Annotated in this window: 15 protein-coding genes; 8 read left to right on the forward strand and 7 right to left on the reverse strand. The window is 69.6% G+C overall.

Annotated features, from left to right (window positions below):
• Positions 1–9: 9 nt before the first annotated feature.
• Positions 10–918 (reverse strand): helix-turn-helix domain-containing protein, encoded by a 909-nt coding sequence (locus LDL49_RS17545; protein ID WP_225292132.1) that lies wholly within the window; start codon positions 916–918, stop codon positions 10–12.
• Positions 919–1,070: 152 nt separating this feature from the next.
• Here LDL49_RS17545 and LDL49_RS17550 point away from each other — a divergent pair, with 152 nt between their 5' ends.
• Together LDL49_RS17550 and LDL49_RS17555 are read left to right on the forward strand one after the other, a co-directional pair.
• Positions 1,071–1,256 carry a hypothetical protein gene (locus LDL49_RS17550; protein WP_225292133.1) on the forward strand — a complete coding sequence of 62 codons (186 nt, stop codon included), beginning with the start codon at positions 1,071–1,073 and terminating at the stop codon, positions 1,254–1,256.
• A gap of 528 nt (positions 1,257–1,784) precedes the next feature.
• On the forward strand, positions 1,785–3,128 hold the full coding sequence (locus LDL49_RS17555) for a glycoside hydrolase family 30 protein (RefSeq protein ID WP_225292134.1): 1,344 nt from the start codon (positions 1,785–1,787) through the stop codon (positions 3,126–3,128).
• Positions 3,129–3,238: 110 nt separating this feature from the next.
• Here LDL49_RS17555 and LDL49_RS17560 read toward each other — a convergent pair whose 3' ends face one another.
• Both LDL49_RS17560 and tnpA read right to left on the reverse strand, forming a co-directional pair.
• Complete coding sequence (locus LDL49_RS17560; RefSeq protein ID WP_225292135.1) at positions 3,239–4,012, reverse strand: enoyl-CoA hydratase/isomerase family protein; 774 nt, start codon at positions 4,010–4,012, stop codon at positions 3,239–3,241.
• 126 nt (positions 4,013–4,138) lie between these two features.
• Positions 4,139–4,555 carry an IS200/IS605 family transposase gene (gene tnpA / locus LDL49_RS17565; RefSeq protein ID WP_225292136.1) on the reverse strand — a complete coding sequence of 139 codons (417 nt, stop codon included), beginning with the start codon at positions 4,553–4,555 and terminating at the stop codon, positions 4,139–4,141.
• Between the two features lie 34 nt (positions 4,556–4,589).
• On the opposite strand from tnpA, the gene LDL49_RS17570 reads away from it, so the two are divergent.
• Positions 4,590–5,957, forward strand: a complete 1,368-nt coding sequence (locus LDL49_RS17570) for an RNA-guided endonuclease InsQ/TnpB family protein (protein WP_225292137.1) — start codon at positions 4,590–4,592, stop codon at positions 5,955–5,957.
• A gap of 22 nt (positions 5,958–5,979) precedes the next feature.
• Here LDL49_RS17570 and LDL49_RS17575 read toward each other — a convergent pair whose 3' ends face one another.
• Positions 5,980–6,846, reverse strand: a complete 867-nt coding sequence (locus LDL49_RS17575) for an NAD-dependent epimerase/dehydratase family protein (RefSeq protein WP_225292138.1) — start codon at positions 6,844–6,846, stop codon at positions 5,980–5,982.
• 112 nt (positions 6,847–6,958) lie between these two features.
• Between LDL49_RS17575 and LDL49_RS17580 the strand changes: the two genes are divergently transcribed.
• Positions 6,959–8,887, forward strand: coding sequence for an N-acetylmuramoyl-L-alanine amidase (locus LDL49_RS17580; protein ID WP_225292139.1), 1,929 nt, complete (start codon positions 6,959–6,961; stop codon positions 8,885–8,887).
• Here LDL49_RS17580 and LDL49_RS17585 read toward each other — a convergent pair.
• Positions 8,850–9,746 carry a MurR/RpiR family transcriptional regulator gene (locus LDL49_RS17585; RefSeq protein ID WP_225292140.1) on the reverse strand — a complete coding sequence of 299 codons (897 nt, stop codon included), beginning with the start codon at positions 9,744–9,746 and terminating at the stop codon, positions 8,850–8,852. The two genes, LDL49_RS17580 and LDL49_RS17585, sit on opposite strands and share 38 nt — an antisense overlap.
• Positions 9,747–9,827: 81 nt before the next feature.
• Positions 9,828–12,410: an alpha-glucan family phosphorylase gene (gene glgP, locus LDL49_RS17590; RefSeq protein ID WP_225292141.1), complete on the reverse strand. Its 2,583-nt coding sequence runs from the start codon at positions 12,408–12,410 to the stop codon at positions 9,828–9,830.
• A 238-nt stretch (positions 12,411–12,648) separates the two neighbouring features.
• Here glgP and LDL49_RS17595 point away from each other — a divergent pair, with 238 nt between their 5' ends.
• From LDL49_RS17595 to LDL49_RS17605, 3 genes are all read left to right on the forward strand, one after another.
• Positions 12,649–14,799: an alpha-1,4-glucan--maltose-1-phosphate maltosyltransferase gene (locus LDL49_RS17595; RefSeq protein ID WP_225292142.1), complete on the forward strand. Its 2,151-nt coding sequence runs from the start codon at positions 12,649–12,651 to the stop codon at positions 14,797–14,799.
• 68 nt (positions 14,800–14,867) lie between these two features.
• Positions 14,868–16,568, forward strand: coding sequence for a maltose alpha-D-glucosyltransferase (gene treS, locus LDL49_RS17600; protein ID WP_225292143.1), 1,701 nt, complete (start codon positions 14,868–14,870; stop codon positions 16,566–16,568).
• A gap of 3 nt (positions 16,569–16,571) precedes the next feature.
• Positions 16,572–17,936 carry a maltokinase N-terminal cap-like domain-containing protein gene (locus LDL49_RS17605; RefSeq protein WP_225292144.1) on the forward strand — a complete coding sequence of 455 codons (1,365 nt, stop codon included), beginning with the start codon at positions 16,572–16,574 and terminating at the stop codon, positions 17,934–17,936.
• Between the two features lie 7 nt (positions 17,937–17,943).
• Here the strand turns inward: LDL49_RS17605 and LDL49_RS17610 are convergent, their stop codons facing one another.
• Complete coding sequence (locus LDL49_RS17610; RefSeq protein WP_225292145.1) at positions 17,944–18,783, reverse strand: NAD(P)-dependent oxidoreductase; 840 nt, start codon at positions 18,781–18,783, stop codon at positions 17,944–17,946.
• A gap of 82 nt (positions 18,784–18,865) precedes the next feature.
• Between LDL49_RS17610 and LDL49_RS17615 the strand changes: the two genes are divergently transcribed.
• A complete protein-coding gene (locus tag LDL49_RS17615; protein WP_225292146.1) occupies positions 18,866–21,967 on the forward strand; it encodes an ATP-binding protein in 3,102 nt (1,033 codons plus the stop codon).
• Positions 21,968–22,147 lie beyond the last annotated feature (180 nt).

A 22,147-nucleotide genomic window follows, 5' to 3' on the forward strand; every position in this document is an offset into this window, starting at 1 on the left:
GAAGGTTCCTCACTTAAGCTTACTGATCATGTCGGACAGGTAGGCAACTGATGCTTCTGGAGTGAGCGCCGTCGAGCAGAGGTGCTGAAAAACCAGTGTATAACGGGCGATCTCGTCGAGTTTCTCCAGATACAAGCCGTCAGTTCCTGTCTCGACATAGACGATTTGGGGATCGTCCGGGAAGTCCAAGATCACAAACTGGCCTGCAAGTCCGGGGTGCATGCCAAGACTGAGCGGCATGACCTGAAGCGTGACGTGCTCCAGCGAGCCGACTTCGACAAGCTTCTGCAGCTGGGCGCATTGGATAGCGACAGTGCCCATTGGGCGTATTAGCGCGGCCTCATCAATGATCGCATGGAATGCCGGGTGTCGATCCTTGGTCAGGATGCTTTGGCGGTTCATACGTAGCGCTATCCTGCGGGGAATCTCCTCGGGATCGCGCAGAAGAGCGGCCTGCATGGTCCGCTCCGCGTAGTCGGCGGTTTGGAGCAGCCCTGGGATCACGAGCGGTTCAAAGGTACGGATGACAGACGCTTCAGCCTCTAGGTCGATGTAGCTACCCGCGAGGACATCTTTGTAGGCGATCCACCAACCCTGCTGGCGGGATTCCCTGGCAAGAGTGATGAGCGCATTGCGCTGCTCGGCATCAGAGATTCCGTACACGTCAAGCAGGTCTTGAACGTCACGCGGATTGGGGCGCTGCCACTGAGCGTTCTCAATCCGGCTCAGCTTCCCCCGCGACCATTCCAAAGTCTCGGCGACCTCGGTAGAGGTCATCTGGGCCTGGTCCCGGAGGCGGCGCAACTCTGCCGAGAGACGACGTCGGCGAACCGTCGGGCTGTGCCTGTCGCTGATCATGTCGGCGGGTTGCGGTTCATTCGCCGCACAGCTTTCCGGGCTGGGAAGAGCGTCATTCATGAGAGTGATCGATGGTCCGTCCGTGTGGCAGATGCCATGTGGAGCGCCCTGCTGATGGGACACGCGAGATGACCGGAAGATCATCGGACGGGGGGACACTGTGCGCTGGCTGTGGCAATGAGCGCAGCCAGTTCGGCCGGTGCCGTCCCCGAGTGACCAGCTCCTCGAACTGGGCCGGCGTCGACATCCTGAGCGCCCACCAGCAGCCGGTAGACACCGGCGACCAGCTCCAGGGCCGCTGCTCCACCCATGGCCTTGCGGAGCCGTGCGACGAGGCTGGGCAGGGCGGTGGCGGCTCCCGCAGGCGCCTCAGCCGGGCCGCACGGATCGCGGGGTAGAGGCCAACGATCGCGCCGGGGGCCGCAGCAGCTCGCTGCGGTGCGGTGCGGCACAGTCGATCGCGCGTGGCGGATCTGCTGGACGGTTCGCCGGAGGCCCCGGGTTCGGTGCTCGGAGTGGGTGGCTGGCGTGGAGCGGCAGTCGAGTGCGATCTCCTGCTCGGCGCGGTGTCATACGCGGGCTGACGCCAGCTCGGCTCGTGGCTGGCGGTTATCCATCATGGCTTGGCGCAGTGGGCCAACCTCCAGGGAACCTCGCCCGTCACGCGCCTCTGGCAGGACCGGCCAACCAGTGGCGAAGCGCGCGGGCGGAGCCCGCGCTCAGGGGGGCGTCTGAGCGAAGCGAAGGCCATGCAGTGCGCGTGAGCGCCAAAGGAAGAACGCCGAGCTTTCTAAGCGCGAAGCGCCGATCGGCGAGCCCTTTGTGGACGGGTGGGCGGCCACCGAAGAGGTTGACGAAGGGGCGGTGGGTGTTTACGGTTCCGGGGGCGAAATTATCACGAAGGCTTCGAAAGTTTCGGAGGCGGCATGTTACGAGGCGTTGTCGCGATCACCCTGCTCGGTCTACCCATCATCCAGACACCGGCCCTGGCGGATCCCCCGGCGATCACCGTACGCGAGCGCGTCCGGCACCAGCAGATCGACGGGTTCGGGATCTCCCAGGCGTTCCGCCGCAACGAGCTGGTCAAGGCGCTCGACGAGGGGCGGCGGCGCGAGATCCTCGACCTGTGGTTCGACCGCGACAAGGGCGCCGGGCTCAGCATTCTGCGGCTCGGCATCGGCTCGGCTCCCGTGGGCAGCCCGTACGACCAGATGGTCTCCATCCAGCCGGAGGACCCGGGCGGGCCCGGCGCTCCGCCCAAGTACGTGTGGGACGGCGACGACAACAGCCAGGTCTGGGTGGCGAAGGCGGCCAAGGGGTACGGGGTCGAGCGGTTCTACGCCGACGCCTGGAGCGCCCCCGCCTACATGAAGGACAACGGCGATGACAAGAACGGCGGCACGCTGAAGCCGGAGTGGCGGCAGGCCTATGCCCGCTACCTGGTGCAATACGCGAAGTTCTACGCCCGTGAGGGCATCAGGATCACCGACCTCGGCTTCACCAACGAGCCTGACTGGACGGCGACGTACGCCTCCATGCGGTTCACCCCGCACCAGGCCGCCGAGTTCGTCAAGGTGCTCGGTCCGATCGCCAAGGGCCTCAAGGTGGCCTGCTGCGACTCGTTCGGCTGGACCGAGGCCAAGGCGTACACGGCCGCGATCGAGGCCGACCCCGAGGCCCGCCGCTGGGTGAAGACCCACACCGGCCACACCTACGCCAGCCCGGTGGACGGCCCGCTGCCGACCAGCGCGAACACCTGGATGTCGGAGTGGAACCCCAACGGCACCACCTGGAACGAGGGCTGGGACGACGGCAGCGGCTACGACGGCTTCACGATCGCGGGGGCCGTGCATGACGCGCTCACGCTCGGTAACGTCAGCGGTTACGTCTACTGGCTGGGCGCCTCGCGCGGCGCCACCCGAGCGTTGCTGCAGATCGACGAGGCCGCGGGTACGTATCACGTCTCCAAGCGGCTGTGGGCGCTGGCGGCGTACAGCCGGTTCATCCGGCCGGGCGCGGTACGGGTGGACGCGGCGGCGGCCGATCCGGCGCTGAAAGTTTCAGCGTTCCGCAACCCCGACGGCTCCCAGGTGGTCGAGGTGCTCAACACCGGCACCGCCGCCGTGACATGGCACGGTGTGTACGGCCGGGCCACCGCGTACGTGACCGACAACGCCAACGCGCTCACCGCGAGGCCGGTCACCAGCGGGACCGTGATCCTCCAGCCCCGGGCACTCACCACCGTCGTCATCCCAGGCCGCCACGCCTAAGGATGACCGACGCAGACTCCCGGCCACCGCCGCTCAGGGCGACCGACACTGGCCCCGGCCACCGCTAAGGGCGACCGACGCAGACCCCGGTCGCCCGAAGCGGTCACCCGTCAGCGGCCGGTGAACTTCGGCTCGGCCTTGTCCGTGAACGCCCGCATCCCGATCTTGGCGTCATCCGTGGCGAAGAGACCGGAGAACTGCAGCCGCTCGATCTCCAGCCCCGTATCCAGATCGACCTCCACCCCCTGGTCCACCGCCTGCTTGGCGGCCCGCAGCGCCACGGCGGGCCCGCCCGTGAAGGTCCCCGCCCAGGCCAGAGCCGCCGCGTACACCTCCGCGTCGGGCACCACCCGATCCACCAGCCCGATCGACAGCGCCTCGGCGGCCGGCACGTGGCGGCCGGAGTAGATGAGGTCCTTGGCCCGCGCCGGGCCGATCAGGCGCGGCAGGCGCTGGGTGCCGCCCGCGCCGGGGATGAGGCCGAGCTGGATCTCCGGCTGCCCCAGCTTGGCCGACTCCCCGGCCACCCGGAAGTCGGCGCACAGGGCCAGCTCGCAGCCGCCGCCCAGCGCGTAACCGGTGACGGCGGCGATGACGGGCTTGCCGATGGCGGCCACCGCGGTGAAGCAACCCTGGAGCCCGCGGGAATGGGCGGCCATGTCGGCATAGGACATGACGACCATCTCCTTGATGTCGACGCCGGCCGCGAAGACCCGCTCGCCGCCGTAGACGACGACGGCGCGCACTTCGGGATCGGCGTCGACGGCTCGGGCCGCTTCGCCGAGCTCGTGCTGCATCTGACTGTTGAGGGCGTTCATCTTGGGACGGTCAAGCCGGATCGTGGCGATCTGGTCGGCCACTTCAACGCGTACGAAATCACCCATGCTCAGGACATTACCGAAGGTCCGCAGAAAACCTCGGCCTTCAGGCCGGGGATGAATGCGGTCGCCTGTGGGGATGGTCCGCCGTAGGCGGGGCATCCCGGAGCGGTGAAGCGTGGACCTGGAACCTCAGGTGGGGCGGCGCTGCTGTTCGATATACGCCTCGATGATCGATAGTGGCGCTCCGACACAGGAGGCGGCGAAGTAGCTGGGTGACCAGGAAGGGCCGCGCATGATGGCGCGGTTGACCTGGCCAGTGAACTCCTTGCGCAGGTAGTGCGAGGAGACGCCCTTCAACGAGTTGACGAGTTTGCTGATCGCAACCTTGGGCGGGTAGTGGACGAGCAGCTGGACGTGGTCGTGTTCGCCGTTGAACTCGCGGAGTTCGGCCTCGAAACTGTCGCACACCTCGATCATGATGTCTTCGCAGCGGCGCAGCATCACGTCGTCGAACACGTTTCTGCGATATTTGGTGACAAAGACCAGATGGACGTGCATCGCGGAAACCACGTTTCTGCCTCGTCGATATTCCACTTCCTGGCTCATAGACCAGATGATAATGTGTTCGAGTCGGTGAGACGTGAGCATCCCGAGGAAGAAGGGGGTGTTGCGCATGCTGGCGGGCCGGAAGTACCGCCTGGAGTTCGACTCCGGGCAGCGGGCGTTCGCCGAAAGGCTGGGCGGGATCTGCCGGGCCGTGTGGAACACCGGTCTCGAACAGCGGCGGGATTACCGGCGGCGCGGGCAGTGGCTCGACTACGCCGAACAGTGCAGGCAACTCGCCGAGGCGAAGAAGGACCCGTACTGCGGCTGGCTCGCCGACGCCCCCGCCCAGGTGATCCAGCAGACCCTCAAAGACCTGGACCAAGCGTGCCGCAAGCATGGCACGTGGACAGTGCACTGGAAGTCGAAGGCGAAGTGGCGGCCCTCTTTTCGGTTCCCCACCGCCCAGCACCTGCCCGTAGAGCGGATCGGCCGCAAGTGGGGACGAGTCTTCCTGCCCAAGTTCGGGTGGGCGCGGTTTCGGATGTCGCGCCCGCTCGGGGGGAGTGTCAAGTCCGCGACCGTGTCCCGGAACGGCAAGCACTGGTTCATCAGCTTCCTGGTCGAGGATGGGATCGCCGAGCGTGAGGAACACGCCCGCCCTGGATGGGTGGGCGTGGACCGGGGGGTGCTCACGGCCGCCGTGACCTCGGACGGGGAGTTTTTCGACCGCCGCCACGCCGGAACCGGCGGTGTCTCCTCCCGGCAGCTGCCACGGGAGACGAAACAGGACCGAAAGGACGACGTCGGGTATCTCACGGTCGGCGAAGCGGAACGGTATCTGCGGCTGCAACGTCGACTCGCCCGCACGAAGAAGGGATCGAAGCGGCGCAAGACGGTCGTGGCCGCGATGAGTGAGGTCATGCGACGGGTCCGGTGGCGGCGCGCTGACTTCAACGCCCAAGCCGCGCACCGGCTCACCCGTGCCTACGGGCATGTGGTCATCGAAGACCTGAACACCAAGGGCATGAGCGCGGCCGTCAAGCCCAAGCCCGACCCCGACCGGCCGGGCAGGTTCCTACGCAACGGCGCGGCAGCGAAATCCGGGCTCAACAAGGCGATTCTCGACAAGGGCTGGTACGGGCTGGAAGTCGCCCTGCGCTCCAAGGCCCGCTACACCGGCAGCGTCATCCATAAGATCAACCCCGCGTACACGTCCCAGACGTGCCCGGAGCCTGCGTGCGGGAAAGTGGACGAGAAGAGCCGCAAGAGCCAAGCGATCTTCTCCTGCACTTCTTGCGGGCACACCGAGCACGCCGACATCGTCGGGGCGAGGAACATCAAGGCCAAAGGACAGGCGGCCGGGCTGGTCGTCTCAGGGCGTGGAGACCCACCCGGGTCCGCGAAACGTCAAGCACCCCGTTCCACAGCGCGGGCCGCGCAAGCGGCACGAGCTGCCGCATAGCGGCACGGGAATCCCCGTCCCCTCAGGGCGGGGAGCAGGTCAAAAGCTGCTGGCGGCGGACCAGGTCCAGCAGATCGGTACGCGGCGTCCAGCCGAGCAGCGAGTGGAGGCGGCGGGTGTCGGCCAGCGAGTCGCCGGGCTCGTCGGGCGGGGCGGGTACGACGTCGAAGGTGAGGCAGGCGCCGGTCACCGTGGCGACCGCCTCCGCCATGGCCCGCAGGGTGTGGCCGCGGCCCGTGCCGAGGTTGACGATGCCGGGCGCGCCGATGAGCTCGATCATCGCGCGGGCGGCCTGGCGTACGTCGGTGACATCGCGCGTACGGTCGAGCGAGCCGAGCATCCGCAGCGGGCGGCCCTCCTGGGCGGCGCGCAGCCAGATCGACAGCGCCATGTCGGGCCGCTGCCCCTCCCCCGCGACGGTGAACGGCCGGACGATCGTGACGTCGGGGCGGTCGAGGCAGAGCCGTTCCAGGGCGGCCTTGCTCGTGGCGTAGCCGCCGATGGGGCGGACCGGGTCGGATTCCGCGCTGGGCCGGCCGTGGGACGCGCCGCCGTACACGGAGCTGGACGAGGTGATCAGGAGCGGGACGCCGGGTGGCGTGAGGGCCAGCACCCGCGCCCCGGCGAGCACGTTGTCCCGATGGCGCCGCCAGGCGATCCCGGGATCGGTGTCGCGCACGCCCGCGCAGCCGGCCAGGTGGTAGACCGCGTCCGCGCCGGAGAAGGCCCCCGGCTCCAGGTCGAGCAGGTCGGCCGTGAGCACGGTGAGCCCGGGTCGTTCCTCGACGGCCAGGCGGTCGATGGCGACGACCGGGGAGCCGGACGCGAGCAGGGCCGACGTCAGCGCGCGGCCGATGAATCCGGCCGCACCGGTCACGATCGACGTCACCCGCCCCACCCTAGGGCGTCAGATGCTGAAAAATGTCTTCGCAAAGCTCTCGCCGAAGAAGGAAATTGTTGAGACGCTGGCTCCGACTTTTCCCCCAGTCGAGGAGCAGTAGATGCGCAGAGCACTGGCGATCGCGGTGGTCGCCTTGCTGCCATTAGTCAACATGACGGCCGCGGCCGGCACCACTGCCGAGCAACCCCCGGATCGGCAGGCGGCGTTCGCCGCGGCCGCCAAGGAGTTCCAGGTTCCGGAGAGCGTCCTGCTCGGTGTCTCCTATCTGGAGTCGCGCTGGGACGCCCACGCCGGGCAGCCCAGCAACGACGCCGGATTCGGCCCCATGCACCTGACCGACGCCGCCGCCTTCACCGGGTCCAACCACCACGGCGAGGGTGAGGAGGACGCGCGCGGTGACGAGACCAGGCCGTTGGCCCCGGTCGCGACGGCGGTCGCGCCCACCGAGATCCCGGCCTCGCTCAAGACCATGGAGAAGGCCGCCCAGCTGACCGGCGCGAGCCACGAGGCGCTCCGGTCCGACGCCGCCACGAACATCAGGGGCGGCGCGGCGCTGCTGGCCGACTACCAGAAGTCGATCGGCGCGCCGCTGAGCGCGGACCCGGCCCAGTGGTACGGGGCGGTCGCCAAATACTCGGGCGCCGACGAGTCCGAGGCGGCCAAGGTCTTCGCCGACGAGGTCTACAGCACCATCGAGGACGGCGCCGAGCGGGTGACCGACGACGGGCAGCAGGTCAAGCTCACGCCGATCCCCGGCCTGGAGCGGATCGAGAAGTGGCTGGAGAAGCTCGGCCTGCGGCCGCCGCGCCGCGACGGCGTCGAGTGCCCTAGGTCGATCTCCTGCGAGTGGATCCCGTCGGCCTACGCGCAGAAGCCGAACGGCGACTACGGGCACTACGACCTGGCGAACCGGCCCGTCAGCCAGAAGATCCAGTACATCATCATTCATGACATGGAGGGCTACTTCCTCCCGTCGATCAAGCTGAACCAGGACGTCAACTACGGCGCGAGCTGGCAGTACTCGGTGCGCTCCACCGACGGCCACATCGCTCAGCACGTCAAGGGCAAGGACGTCGCCTGGCAGGCCGGCAACTGGTACATCAACGCCAAGTCCATCGGCATCGAGCACGAGGGCTTCCTGGCCGAGGGCAGCACCTGGTACACCGAGGCGATGTACCGCTCGTCCGCCAAGCTGGTGCGCTACCTGGCGGCCAGGTACGACGTGCCGCTGGACCGGGCGCACATCCTGGGCCACGACAACGTGCCGGGCACGCTGCCGACCACGGTGCGGGGCATGCACGAGGACCCGGGCCCGTTCTGGGATTGGAAGCACTACTTCGACCTGATCGGCGCGCCGCTGCATGGTTTCGGCGGCCCCAAGGCGGACTCCATCATGATCAGGCCCGACTTCGCCACCAACAAGCCGTACTTCTACGGCTGCGACCGCAAGAACCCGGAGGCCGCCTGCCCGCCGCTCCCCGCCGGGACCGTGTGGCTGCGCACCGAGCCGCGTGACGACGCGCCGCTGATCAAGGACATCGGCAAGCACCCGACGGGCACCAACGACTCGCTCTACAGCGTGTACGACCACAGCGCCAGGGCGAGCACCGGCCAGCGGTTCGCCGTCGCCGACCGGCAGGGCGACTGGACCGCGATCTGGTACCTCGGCCAGAAGAGCTGGTTCTACAACCCGCGCTCCGCGCCGACCGCCGTCCCGTCCGCGGGCCTGGTGGTCACGCCCAAGCCGGGTCTCGCGACCGTCCCGGTGTACGGCAGGGCCTACCCGGAGCAGGAGGCCTACCCGGCCGACATCCCGTACCAGGCGGTGACCCCGCTGCAGTACACGTTCTCGGCCGGAGAGAAGTACACCCTGGCGGGGAAGGCGGCCACCGAGTATTACCGGGCGGTCACCTTCGACGAGGCCAGCCACAAGGTGGTCAAGGGCAAGACGAAGTACCTGCAGATCCAGTTCGGGCACCGGGTGATGTTCGTCAAGGCTGACGACGTGCGGGTGTCGCTCGCCTGGTGAACTCCTTGACGGCGCGCCTGGTGCTCTGCAACGCCTCCTGAGAGGAGTCGAAGGTGCGCTGGGCGACGCCGACGAACACGCAGTCGACGACGAGGAGCTGGCTGATCCGGCTGGCCAGGGCGCCGGGACGGAACTCCGTCTCGCGCCCGGCCGAGATCAGCACGTGTTCGGCCAGCTCCGCGATCGACGAGCGGGGGTTGTTGGTGATGGCGACGGTCGTCGCGCCGGCCTCCCCCGCCCTCGACAGCGGTTCGAGCACGTCGGGCGTCTCGCCCGACGTGCTGATGCCGATCGCCACGTCGCCGGGCTTGAGCAGCACGGCGCTGGTCAGCGCCAGGTGGGCGTCCTGGAAGGCGTGGCTGGACAGGCCGATGCGCAGCAGCTTCTGCGCCACGTCCTCGGCGACCAGGCCCGAGGCGCCCACCCCGTAGGCGTCCACCCGCCGGGCGCCGACGATCGCGTCGACGACCAGACCGAGACGCTCCGAGGTGAGCTGGGCGACCGTGTCGTTGATCGCCTCTGACTCGGCCCTGGCCACCTTCTGGATGACCTCCGACAGCGGGTCGTCGGGCGCCAGGTCACCGGGCACCAGCCGGTCGGGCTGGGCGGCCGCCGCCGCCAGGGCGAGGCGCAGCTGCGGGTAGCCGGCGAAGCCCAGGAGCCTGGCCGTGCGTACGATCGTCGCCTCGCTGGTGCCCGAGGCGGCGGACAGCTCGGTGATCGTGCTCCGGGCCACCGTCGCCGGATCTTCCAGGATGAGCCGGGCGACGGTCTGCGCGGCCGGAGTCAGGGACGGAAGCACGCCGCGGACCGTCGCCACCAGAGTGTCTGCCCGCAGGCCGTTCGCGCTGTCGTCCACGGTCCCGATTATGACGCTCCTCCAGCGTTTTCCCTATTGCCCGGCCCACTCGACCCGTTCACGACGACTCATCCAGTCCGTTCACCGGAGCACGCCGTTCGTCATGCCCGCGGGCTCCTCGGGAACGGCGATGAGGCCGAGCTCGGCGCGGGAGGCGGCCAGCGGGTGGTGCGGGACCACGCGGACCGTGTAGCCGAACGCGCCGGTGTGGTCCAGCGGCACCACGCCCACGTAGTGGGCCCGGCCGTCGTCGTCGACGCCCTCGGTCCGCAGCTCCATGTAAGCGGGGTGGATCAGCTCGTCGTGCGGCCCGACCCGGCCATAGGCGGCCTCGACCAGGAGGTCTCCCGGCTCCAGGTCGCCGAGCGCGACCGTGGCGCGCAGTTCGAGCGCCGCGCCGACCTCAGGCGCGTCTCCGACGCCCGACGCCTCCACGTGCTCGACCCGGACGCCCGGCCAGGCCCGCGTGACGCGTACGCGCCAGGCCGCGAACGCCTTGGCCCCGGCGGAGGAGTCGGCCTCCAGCGCGCGGGCGGCCTGGGCGGCGGGCAGGTAGAGGCCGACCACGTAGTCGCGGAGCATTCGGCCCGCGAGCACCTTGGGACCGAGCGAGGTGAGCGTGTGCTTGACCATCTCCAGCCAGCGGCGCGGCAATCCGTCACCAGCCCGGTCGTAGAAGCGGTCGGCCACCTCGTTCTCGATCAGGTCGTAGAGGGCGGCGGCCTCCAGCTCGTCGCGCCGGTCGGGATCGGTCACCCCGTCGGCCGTGGGGATGGCCCAGCCGTTGGTGCCGTCGTACCACTCGTCCCACCAGCCGTCGCGGATCGACAGGTTGAGGCCGCCGTTCAGCGCCGACTTCATGCCCGAGGTGCCGGACGCCTCCAGCGGGCGGAGCGGGTTGTTCAGCCACACGTCGCAGCCCTGGACGAGCAGCTGGCCGAGCGCCATGTCGTAGTCGGGCAGGAACACGATGCGGTGCCGCACGTCGGGCCGGTCGGCGAACTTGACGATCTGCTGGATCAGCTTCTTGCCGCCCTCGTCGGCGGGGTGGGCCTTGCCCGCGATCACGATCTGGATCGGCTTGTCGGCGTCGAGCAGCAGGCCCGACAGGCGCTTGGCGTCGCGCAGCATGAGCGTGAGCCGCTTGTACGACGGCACGCGGCGGGCGAACCCGATCGTCAGCACGTCGGGGTCGAGCACGTCGTCGATCCAGCCGAGCTCGGCGTCGGAGGCGCCGCGGTCGCGCCACGCCTTGCGCAGCCTGACCCTGGCCCCCTCGACGAGCCGCCGCCGGAGCGTGCCCCTGATGTCCCAGAGGTCCGCGTCGGGGACCTTCTGGACGCCCTCCCAGCCGCGCGCCCGCTCGATCAGCGAGGGCAGCTCGCGGCCGGCCAGCTCCATGAGCTCGCGGCCGACCCAGGTGGGCGCGTGGACGCCGTTGGTGATCGAGCCGATCGGCACCTCGTCGACGTCGAAGCCCGGCCACAGGCTCTTGAACATCTCGCGGCTGACCGCGCCGTGCAGCACGGAGACGCCGTTGACGCGCTGGGCCAGCCGCATGCCCATGATGGCCATGTTGAACCGGCCGGGCTGGTCCTCGGCGCCGAGCGCGAGGATGCGCTCGACGGGCACGGTCGGCCAGGCGTTGTCGCCGCCGAACTGGCGCTCGATCATGTCGACGGGGAACCTGTCGATGCCCGCGGGCACCGGCGTGTGCGTGGTGAAGACCGTGCCGGCGCGCACGGCCTCCAGCGCCTCGTCGAAGGAGAGGCGGGACTCGGTCAGCTCGCGGATGCGTTCGAGGCCGAGGAAGCCGGCGTGGCCCTCGTTGGTGTGGAACACCTCGGGCTCGGCGTGCCCGGTGATGCGGCAGTAGGCGCGGATCGCCCGCACGCCGCCGACGCCCAGGAGCAGCTCCTGCAGCAGCCGGTGGTCGGTGCCGCCGCCGTAGAGGCGGTCGGTGACGTCGCGGGCCGCGGCGTCGTTGTCGGCCACGTCGGAGTCGAGCAGCAGCAGCGGCACCCGGCCCACCTGCGCCACCCAGATCTGCGCGTGCATCACCCGCTCACCGGGCAGCGAGATGCGGATCTTGACGGCCGTGCCGTCCTCCTCCTTCAGGAGGGTCAGCGGCAGGCCGCCCGCGTCGAGTGACGGGTAGTGCTCCAGCTGCCAGCCCTCTGGCGAGAGCGACTGAGTGAAGTAGCCGTGGCGGTAGAGCAGGCCGACCGCGAGGATCGGCACCCCGAGGTCGCTGGCGGTCTTGAGGTGGTCGCCGGCCAGGATGCCCAGGCCGCCGGAGTATTGAGGGAGTGCGGCGGCTATGCCGTACTCGGGGGAGAAGTAGGCGATGGCGCGCGCCGCGTCGGGCAGCGTCTGGTACCAACGCGGCGCGGTGATGTATTCGCGCAGGTCGTCGGCGGCATCGGCGAGACGGCGCAGGAATCGGCGATCGGCGGCCAGCTCGGCCAGCCTGGCGTGGTCGACGGCGCCCAGGAGGGCGACGGGGTCGTGCCCTACCTGCTCCCAGAGACGGGGATCGACCTCGGCGAAGAGGTCGGTCGTCTCCGGATGCCATGACCAGCGCAAGTTGTGCACGAGCTCGCCGAGGGCGGCCAACTCCGCGGGCAGGACAGTGCGGACGGTGAACCGGCGGATTGCTCTCACGTTTTCGAACCCTATGGGCTAGGAGGGACCTCTCAGTCCCTCACCTTCAGCAAGGCCGTTCAAACCCCTTCCGAGAAGAAGCATGAAGAGGGAATATTGGGGCAACTTCCACCAATGTTGGCTCTCCTGGGGACACTCGGGAGGTCCTCCACTGCTGCCCACAATTTACATGCAAGGATCGTTCCTACCACGGAAGCCTCCGGCGGTACCGAGCGTGCCGTCGCAACCTTGAAATGCGATGATCGGACGAATTCCCATCACGGACATCTCCCCCGTCGTCGACTGCGGGCAGTGGCCCGCCAAGGCGGTCGCCGGCGAGACCTTTCAGGTCTCGGCGACCGTGTTCAGAGAAGGCCACGACGCCGTGGCCGCGGGCGTTGTGCTCACCGCGCCCGATGGGCAGCGAGGCCGCCTGAGACCGATGCGCGAGCTCGCGCCGGGCACCGACAGGTGGGGCCTCGACGTGTCTCTGCCGGCCGAGGGTGACTGGCTGTTCAGGGTGGAGGCGTGGAGCGACCCCATCGCTACCTGGCTGCACGACGCGGAGATCAAGATCCCGCGTGGCATGGACACCGACCTCATGTGCGAGGAGGGCGCCCGGCTGTTCGAGCGCGCCGCCAAGGCCGTACGGCAGGCGGACTGCCCCGGCAACGGGAACGGGAACGGGCATCCCGCGGCCCACACCAGGACCGGCCGGACGACCACGTCGTCGGCCACGAAGCCAGCCACCAAGCCATCCACCAAACCGTCCACCAACGGCAACGGCAACGGCGACAGCACGTGCGGCCACCGCGCCGCGCTGCTGGCCGTCGCCGCCACGCTCCGCGACGAGCAGCTCGACCCCCGGGCCCGGCTGTCCATCGCGCAGCTGCCGGAGACGGCGGCGCTGCTGGAGGCGCATCCGCTGCGCGCCCTGGTGACCAGGGCGCGGCCGCGGACGATCAGGGTGGACCGGCGCCGGGCCCTGTACGGCTCGTGGTACGAGTTCTTCCCCAGGTCCGAGGGCGCGGTCGTCAACGAGTCCGGCGTCTCCAAGTCCGGAAATTTCCAGACTGCGGCCAAGCGTCTGCCCGCGATCGCCAAGATGGGCTTCGACGTCGTCTACCTGCCGCCGATCCATCCGATCGGCCACACGTTCCGCAAGGGGCGCAACAACACCTTGAGCCCCGAGCCCGACGAGCCGGGATCGCCCTGGGCGATCGGCTCCGACGACGGCGGCCACGACGCGATTCACCCCGACCTGGGGACGATCGAGGACTTCGCCGAGTTCACCGCCCGCACCCGCGAGCTGGGCATGGAGGTCGCGCTCGACTTCGCGCTGCAGTGCTCCCCCGACCATCCGTGGGTCAAGGAGCACCCGGAGTGGTTCACGATCAGGGCGGACGGCACGATCGCCTACGCCGAGAACCCGCCGAAGAAATACCAGGACATCTACCCGGTCAACTTCGACAAGGACCCCGAGGGCATCTACACCGAGGTGAGACGGGTCCTGCGGCACTGGATGGACCACGGCGTACGGATCTTCCGGGTGGACAACCCGCACACCAAGCCGGTGGGGTTCTGGGAGCGGCTGCTGGCCGACATCCACGCGACCGACCCGGACGTGATCTTCCTGGCCGAGGCGTTCACCCGGCCGGCGATGCTGCAGACGCTGGCCAAGGTGGGCTTCCACCAGTCCTACACGTACTTCACGTGGAAGAACTCCAAGTACGACGTGGAGACCTACCTCTCCGAGCTGGCCGGTGAGACGTCGTACTTCCTGCGGCCCAATGTGTTCGTTAACACACCGGATATTCTTCACGAATACCTGCAGCACGGCGGAAATCCTGCTTTCCGGATCCGCGCCGTGCTGGCCGCGCTCGCCTCACCCACCTGGGGCGTCTATTCCGGGTACGAGCTTGGGGAGAATGTCCCTGTCCGCCCGGGTAGTGAGGAATATCTCGATAGTGAGAAATATCAGTACAAACCTCGCGACTGGGTGGAGGCCGAGCGGGCAGGCTGGAGCCTGGCGCCGTTCATCACTCACCTGAATTTGTTCCGAAGAGCACATCCGGCGCTGCAGGAGTTGCGTAATCTACGGTTCCACCGGGTCGACCAACCGGACATGGTGTGCTTCTCCAAGCGCCTGCCGGGCGCCTATGACCCCGCCACACGACGGCACGGGCTGGGCGATGTCGTCCTGGCGGTTGTCAATCTCGACCCACACCACACCCACGAGGCGGCGGTCGAGCTGGACATGCCGGCCCTCGGTCTCGACTGGAATGCCGAGTTCGTCGTGGACGACGAGCTGTCGGGCGAGTCGTATCGTTGGCGGCAGAACAACTACGTTCGCCTCGACCCCCACATCCAGCCAGCCCACATCTTCACCGTACGAGCCGCGCCACGGTAGAACAGAATTCAGCGGGGAGTCTTCGACGTGTGTGAAAGCGCCTCCTTCATGAGCCCAAGGGAGTGCTCATGAGCATCACACCCATTCCCAACCCCTTCGACGAGGAGAAGCCGCGCGACCCCTACTGGTACAAGCGCGCGGTCTTCTACGAGGTCCTGATCAGGGGCTTCGCCGATTCCAACGGCGACGGCACCGGTGACATCAAGGGCCTGATCAGCAAGCTCGACTATCTCCAGTGGCTCGGCGTGGACTGCCTGTGGCTGTTGCCGCTGTACGAGTCACCGCTGCGCGACGGCGGCTACGACATCGCCGACTTCATGAAGATCCTGCCGGAGTTCGGCGATCTCGGAGACTTCGTGAAGCTCGTCGACGAGGCCCACAAACGCGGCATGCGGGTCATCGCCGACCTGGTGATGAACCACACGAGCGACGCCCACCCCTGGTTCCAGGCCGCGCGCCACGACCCGGAGGGGCCGTTCGGCGACTTCTACGTCTGGTCGGACAACGACAGCGCCTATCCCAACGCCCGGATCATCTTCATCGACACCGAGACGTCCAACTGGACCTACGACCAGGTCCGCGGCCAGTACTACTGGCATCGCTTCTTCCACCACCAGCCGGACCTCAACTACGAGAACCCGGCCGTGCAGGACGCGATGCTGGAGGTGCTCCGCTTCTGGCTCGACCTGGGCATCGACGGGTTCCGCCTCGACGCCGTGCCGTACCTCTTCGAGGAGGAGGGCACCAACTGCGAGAACCTGCCGCGCACGCACGACTACCTCAAGCGGATCCGCAAGGAGGTAGACCGGCTCTACAACGACCGGGTGCTGCTCGCCGAGGCCAACCAGTGGCCCTCCGACGTGGTCGAGTACTTCGGCGACCCGGTGGGCGGGGGCGACGAGTGCCACATGGCGTTCCACTTCCCGCTGATGCCGCGCATCTTCATGGCCGTACGCAGGGAGTCGCGCTACCCCATCTCCGAAATCTTGGCCCAAACCCCGAAGATTCCGGAACATTGCCAGTGGGGGATCTTCCTCCGCAACCACGATGAGCTGACGCTCGAGATGGTTACGGACGAGGAACGCGACTACATGTACACCGAGTACGCCAAGGACCCGCGCATGCGGGCCAACGTCGGCATCCGGCGGCGCCTGGCACCCCTGCTGGAGAACGACCGCAACCAGATCGAGCTGTTCACCGCGCTGCTCCTGTCGCTGCCCGGCTCGCCGGTGCTCTACTACGGCGACGAGATCGGCATGGGCGACAACATCTGGCTCGGCGACCGCGACGGCGTACGCACGCCCATGCAGTGGGACCCCGACCGCAACGCCGGGTTCTCCGACTGCGACCCGGGGCGGCTCTACCTGCCGGTCATCATGGACCCGATCTACGGCTATCAGGGGCTCAACGTCGAGGCGCACCAGAAGAACGGCGGCTCGCTGCTCCACTGGACCAAGCGCATGATCGAGATCCGCAAGCGGCACCCGGTGTTCGGCCTGGGTGAGTTCACCGAGCTCAACTCCTCCAACCCGAGCGTGCTGGCGTTCGTCCGCGAGCTGGGCGACGACCGGATGCTCTGCGTCAACAATCTCTCGCGCTTCCCGCAGCCGGTCGAGCTTGACCTGCGCAGATTCGTCGGCGTCTCACCTGTCGAGACGATGGGTGGAGTTCCATTCCCGGCAATTGGCGAACTTCCGTATCTTTTGACGCTTCCCGGGCATGGGTTCTATTGGTTCACACTCCCACCGGCCATCACCCAGGAGGAGTAAGACGTGCTTGACGAGCTCCTTGCCGCATGGATCAGTCGCCAACGATGGTTCGGCGGCAAGGGGCGCGCGATCGACTCCTTGTCGATCGAGTCGGACGTCGTGATCGACGCCGACGACCCCGGCCTCCGCCACCTGATCGTGTCCGTGTGGCAGGGAGCATCGAGAGACCGCTACCAGATCCTGCTCGGCATGCGGACCGAGCTGCCCGACCGGCTGAAACACGCGCTGATCGGCATCCACGGCCCCTACGCCTTCGAAGGCGGCCCCGACCACCCCGAGTGGTACGTCTACGACGCCGTCCACGACCAAGCCCTGACCCACTGGGTCCTGGAGTGCATGGCCGAGGGCTGCGGCTGGGACACCGTGCGCTTCCGCCACCTGCCCGGCGTCACCATCGACACCTCACCGCGCAGCCTGGTGCTCGGCGCCGAGCAGTCCAACACCTCCCTGGTGTACGGGGATGCCTACATCTGCAAGTTCTTCCGCCGCCTGATCCCCGGCGTGAACCCGGAGCTGGAGATCGTCACCGCGCTGGACGCCCTCGAGTCCGCGCACATCGCCAAGCCGTACGGCTGGATCGAGACCGATCTCGACGGCACCGCCACGACGCTGGCCATCATGCAGGAATACCTCTCCACCGCCAACGACGGCTGGGACCTGGCCCTGGCCAGCGTGCGAGACCTGTACGGCTCGATGCCCGAGCTGTCGGCCGGCGAGGTCGGAGGCGACTTCGCCGCCGAGGCGCACCGGCTCGGTGTGGCCACCGCGCACGTCCATCACGAGCTGGCCACCGCCTTCCCCACGGACCTGGTCGAGGTGCACGAGGTCAAGCGGATGGCCGAGGGCTTCCGGCGGCGGCTGGGCCGGGCCGTGTCCGAGGTGCCGGAGCTGCGCGAGCACGTCAACGCGCTGGAGACCGCCTACCACGCGGTGGAGGACCTGACCGTCGAGGTGCCCGTGCAACGGGTGCACGGCGACTACCACCTGGGCCAGGTGATGCGCATCGCGACCGGCTGGGTGGTGCTCGACTTCGAGGGCGAGCCGGGTCAGCCCCTGGCCGAACGCCGCGCCCTGTCGTCACCGCTGCGCGACGTGGCCGGGATGCTCCGCTCGTTCGACTACGCGGCCAGGCACCTGCTGGCCGACCACTCGCAGCCCGAGTCGCTGGAGGCGCGGGCCGCCGAGTGGGCCGACCGCAACAGAGCCGCCTTCCTGGAGGGCTACACCGAGGGCGGCGGGGTGATCACCCCGGCGGACGCGGCCCTGTTGCGCGCGTTCGAGCTGTCGAAGGCGGTGTACGAGGTGGTCTACGAGGCCCGCAACCGCCCTTCTTGGATCCGCATCCCGCTGGCCGCCTTCCGCCGCTGACCTCTCGCTAACGCAGCTCTTCGATCAGGCTCGACAGTCCCTCGGCGCCGTGGCCGGCCGCCACCCGCCGGTCGAGGATTTCCCTCATGGGCAGCAGCAGGTCCGGCTTCACCCCCTGCTCCTCGAAGGCGCGGATCAGGTTGACCATGCCCACCTGGTTGATCTCCAGGTTGGAGACGTCGGTCACGTAGGCGCCCGCCTCGATGTCCGCCGCCATCCGGGGCTGCTGCCCGGCCATCGCGTTCAGCCACGGCACCAGCAGCTCCGTGGTGAACTCCGCCACCGGCCGCTTCTCCGAGGCGATCAGCGCCGCCGCCTCCAGGAATCCGGCGATCTGGCCGTACATGCCGGTGAGCATGGCCAGGTCGTACAGCGGGGCGAGCCCCGCGTCCGCCCCCAGGTAGCGGGGCCTGGCCAGCGCGCTCAACGCCTCCTCGTAGCGCTCGAAGGCGGCCGGCGAGCCGCTGTAGAGGATCAGCGCGCCGGGCGTGCCGATCATCTGGGGCACGGCCATGATGCCGCCGTCCAGGTAGTCGCCGCCACGCTCGGCCACCCGGTCCGCCATGTCGCGGGCCTCCGCGGGCCTGCCGTTGGTGAGGTTCAGCAGGACCCGGTCGTCCAGCCGTACCGAGCCGAGGAGCTCCCGGACGGCCGCGTAGTCGAGCACGCAGACGATCACCAGCGGGCTGGCCTCGACCGCCTCCGCCGCGGTCGCCACGGCTGTGGCGCCCAGGCCGTCTGCCTTGCCTTCTGTACGGTTCCACACGGTGACGCTATGACCGGCCCCGACGAGGGTCCGGGCCAGGGCCTGGCCCATGAGGCCCAGGCCGAGGATAGAGATACGCATGCTGAGCAGTCCTTTCCGTTGACGGCTTCCACTTTGCTGGCCAGGGGTTATGGTCGGGTTCGGAGTTTGTTATGGGGGGCTGATGAGATTCGGGGTGCTGGGCCCCCTCTCGGTGTGGACGCCGGACGGGCAGCCGGTCCAGGTGCCCGAGGCCAAGGTCCGCGCGTTGCTCGCCGACCTGCTGGCGCACCGGGGCCGACCGGTCTCGACCGACCGGCTCATCGAGGACCTGTGGGGCGACCGTCCGCCCGGTGACGCGCCGGCCGCGCTCCGGGTCAAGGTCTCCCAGCTGCGCCGGGCGCTCGGTGACCGCTCGCTGGTGGTCTTCCGGCCGCCGGGGTACCTGCTCGCGGTGGACGCCGAGGAGGTGGACGCGGGCCTGTTCGAGTCCCTGCTCGCCCGTGCCGGGCAGAGCGACGACGCGCGGGTACGCCAGGCGCTGCTGACCGAGGCGCTCGGCCTGTGGCGGGGGGCTCCCTACGCCGAGTTCGGCGACTTCGCCAGGGCGGCCGTGGCCCGGCTGGAGGAGCAGCGGCTGGTCGCGCTGGAGGAACTGGCCGAGACGCGGCTGGAGCTGGGCGACCACGGGGCGCTGGCGGCCGAGCTGGCCGAGCTGGTGGACGCGCACCCGCTGCGTGAGCGGCTGCGGGCCGCGCACCTGCGGGCCCTGTACCGGGCGGGGCGGCAGAGCGAGGCGCTGGCCGGTTATGGACGGCTGCGCGGGCTGCTGGCGGAGGAGCTGGGCATCGACCCGGCGCCCGAACTGACGGCGCTGCACGCGGCGATCCTCCGCCAGGACCCGTCCCTCGACCCACCCGCACCCCTCGTAGACCGGACGCCCTCCCGTCCGCCCGCATCACCTGCGGACCCGCCGCACCCCCATCCGCCCGCACCACCCGCGGACCCGCCGCACCCCCATCCGCCCGCGACGAATCTGCCCGTGCCGCTGACCGAGCTGATCGGCCGGGACGCCGAGGTGGCCGAGGTGCGGTCGCTGCTGCGAACCGGGCGGCTCGTCACGCTGACCGGGCCGGGCGGGGTCGGCAAGACCCGGCTGGCCCTGGAGGCGGCGGCCGAGCCCGGCCGGCCGTTCCCCGGCGGGGTGTGGCTGGTCGAGCTGGCTTCGGCCGCACCCTCCGCTGAGGGCGTGGTGGCCGAGGTGGTGGCGACGGTGCTCGGGGTCAGGGATGATCTGCCCGGATCCGTGGTCGACCGGCTCGCCGCCGCGCTGCGTACCAGGGCGACGCTGCTCGTCCTCGACAACTGCGAGCACGTGGTCGACCAGGTCGCCGAGCTGGCCGAGCGGCTGCTGCGGGCCGCCCCCGAGCTGCGCGTGCTGGCGACCAGCCAGGAGTCGCTGCGCGTCCCCGGCGAGGTCCTGTGGAGCGTGCCGCCGCTCGGGCCGGAGGCCGCCGCGCGGCTGCTCGCCGCCCGGGCGGGCATCGGGCCGGGCGACGACGGCGTGGCCGAGATCTGCGCGCGGCTCGACGGGATCCCGCTGGCGCTGGAGCTGGCCGCCACCCGGCTGCGGGCGCTCACTCCGCGCCGGCTGGCCGCCCGGCTCGACGACCGGTTCCGGGTGCTCGCCACGGGGCATCGGGGCGCTCCCGCACGGCAGCGGACGCTGCGGGCGATGATCGACTGGAGCTGGGAGCTGCTGACCGGCGGCGAGCGGGTCGTGCTGCGGCGCCTGGCCGTGCACGCCGACGGCTGCACGCTCGAGGCCGCCGAGGCGATCTGCGCCGAACCGGGCCTGGACGTGCTCGACCTGCTGGCCAGGCTGGTGGACAGGTCGCTGGTGGTACGGGCTCCCGGCGGCAGGTACCGGCTGCTGGAGTCGGTGGCCGCGTACAGCCTGGAACGGCTGTCCGAGGCGGGTGAGACGGAGGCGGCCCGGCTGAGGCACGCCCGCCACCACGCCGACCTCGCCGAACGCGCCGAGCCTGGCCTGCGCGGACCCGAGCAGCGGCAGTGGCTCGCGCTCCTCGACGCCGACGCGGCCAACCTGCGCGCCGCGATCGAGACCTCGCTCCGGCTCGGCGCCACGGACGAGGCGGTCCGGCTGGTGAACGCGCTGGCCTGGTACTGGGTGCTGCGCGGCAGGCTCGGCGAGGGACAGCGGACCCTGGAGGCGGTGCTGGCCGTCGCCGACGACGCGCAGGCCCGTGTCTGGCTGGCCGGGCTGCGGATGCTGTCCGGGCAGGGCCGGCCCCCCGGCGTGGAGCGGCTGCCCGCCGGGATCGCGGATCCGGGGCGCCGGGCCAGGGCGCAGTGGTTCATGGCCTTCACGCTGTACGGCTTCGACGACCCGGTGGTCACCGACGCGTTCCTGGACAGCGCGTTGGAGTCCTTCCGCGCCTTGGACGACCGGTGGGGCACGGCGGCGGCGCTGAGCCTGCGGGCCAGGCGGGCGCTGCTGCGCGGCGATCTGGCGGCGCTGCGGCAGGACGGGGAGCGGGGCCTGGAGCTGTTCCGCGAGGTGGGCGACCGGTGGGGCGAGATGCGGGCGGCCGAGAACCTCGGCACGCTGGCCGAGATCACCGGCGACTACGCGCAGGCCGCCGACCTGCGGCGCGACGGGCTGCGCGGCGCCGAGGAGCTCGGGCTGTGGAGCGAGGTGTCCGGCGCGCTGTCCAGGCTGGGCCGGGTGGCGCTGCTGACCGGGGACCTCGACGGCGCGCGGGAGCTGCACGAGCGGGCCCGGCGGCTGGCCGTCGCCCGATCGGATGTGCCGTTGGAGGAGTTCGCCGAGGTCGGGCTGGCGTTGGTCGCCCGGCGGCAGGGGCGGCTCGATGAGGCGGAACGGCTGCTGCGCCGCTGGTTGCGCTGGGTGCGTGAGGTGGCCGGCGAGCCAGGGGCGGCGCTGATCCTGGCCGAGCTGGGGTTCGTCGCCGAACAGCGCGGGGACGCGGTGGCCGCGCTGGAGTGGCAGCGCGAAGGGCTGGCGGTGGCGCGACGGGTGGGCGATCCGCGCGCGATCGCGCTCGCCCTGGAGGGCCTGGCGGGCGCCCGCGCGCTCGGCGGCGATCACGAGGAGGCGGCCGGGCTGCTGGACACGGCCGGCGCGCTCAGGGCGTCGGTGGGCGCCCCGCTGCCCGAGGCGGAACGCGGCGATGTCGACCGGATCGCGGCCTCGGTCCGGACGGCGCTCGACCGGCGGGCCACCGTGACCGACCACTCCTGACACCGGCGGCGGTCGCGGACCCCGCCCCCGCAGATCATCCAGAACCCATCGCAAAGCGGGCATTTACCCCCGCCATCGCCTCGCGATAAACCCAAGATTCTCCACTTTCGGTGATTGTCTACGTGAATGCGGGCAGTGCCTGGGTTGTAGGTCTGACGTAGGGCAGGGTGGGAGCATGCC

Source organism: Nonomuraea aurantiaca, from assembly GCF_020215705.1.
Classification (GTDB): domain Bacteria; phylum Actinomycetota; class Actinomycetes; order Streptosporangiales; family Streptosporangiaceae; genus Nonomuraea; species Nonomuraea aurantiaca.

Bases quoted from the DNA above. Each gene is read 5' to 3' on its own strand.
- LDL49_RS17545 (WP_225292132.1), bottom strand. From the start codon at position 918: ATGAATGACGCTCTTCCCAGCCCGGAAAGCTGTGCGGCGAATGAACCG.
- LDL49_RS17555 (WP_225292134.1), top strand. From the start codon at position 1,785: ATGTTACGAGGCGTTGTCGCGATCACCCTGCTCGGTCTACCCATCATC.
- LDL49_RS17560 (WP_225292135.1), bottom strand. From the start codon at position 4,012: ATGGGTGATTTCGTACGCGTTGAAGTGGCCGACCAGATCGCCACGATC.
- tnpA (WP_225292136.1), bottom strand. From the start codon at position 4,555: ATGAGCCAGGAAGTGGAATATCGACGAGGCAGAAACGTGGTTTCCGCG.
- LDL49_RS17580 (WP_225292139.1), top strand. From the start codon at position 6,959: ATGCGCAGAGCACTGGCGATCGCGGTGGTCGCCTTGCTGCCATTAGTC.
- LDL49_RS17595 (WP_225292142.1), top strand. From the start codon at position 12,649: ATGATCGGACGAATTCCCATCACGGACATCTCCCCCGTCGTCGACTGC.
- treS (WP_225292143.1), top strand. From the start codon at position 14,868: ATGAGCATCACACCCATTCCCAACCCCTTCGACGAGGAGAAGCCGCGC.
- LDL49_RS17610 (WP_225292145.1), bottom strand. From the start codon at position 18,783: ATGCGTATCTCTATCCTCGGCCTGGGCCTCATGGGCCAGGCCCTGGCC.
- LDL49_RS17615 (WP_225292146.1), top strand. From the start codon at position 18,866: ATGAGATTCGGGGTGCTGGGCCCCCTCTCGGTGTGGACGCCGGACGGG.